This is a genomic window from Neisseria sp. P0008.S010, assembly GCF_051962715.1.
Taxonomy (GTDB): Bacteria; Pseudomonadota; Gammaproteobacteria; order Burkholderiales; family Neisseriaceae; genus Neisseria; species Neisseria elongata.
This window is the reverse complement of record NZ_JBQCVA010000214.1, coordinates 1-339: the sequence shown is the minus strand read 5'-3', so window position 1 is coordinate 339 and position 339 is coordinate 1. Positions and strand designations below refer to the sequence as shown.

The window sequence follows — 339 nt, the reverse complement described above, 5'->3', positions numbered from 1 at the left end:
GACTACTAGGGTATCTAATCCTGTTTGCTCCCCACGCTTTCGCGTCTCAGCGTCAGTCGTCGTCCAGAAAGCCGCCTTCGCCACCGATGTTCCTCTCGATATCTACGAATTTCACCTCTACACCGAGAATTCCGCTTTCCTCTCCGAGACTCCAGCGAGGCAGTTTCGAGTGCACTTCCTAGGTTGAGCCCAGGGCTTTCACACCCGACTTGCCAAGCCGCCTACACGCGCTTTACGCCCAGTAAATCCGAACAACGTTTGCACCCTCTGTATTACCGCGGCTGCTGGCACAGAGTTAGCCGGTGCTTGCTAAAGAGGTACCGTCATCAAATGGGGTAT

At 54.6% G+C, this 339-nt stretch carries 1 rRNA gene; it reads right to left on the bottom strand.

Annotation, left to right across the window (positions count from 1 at the left end):
- A 16S ribosomal RNA gene (locus ACTHSL_RS13275) occupies window positions 1-339 on the bottom strand; the annotation flags it as partial.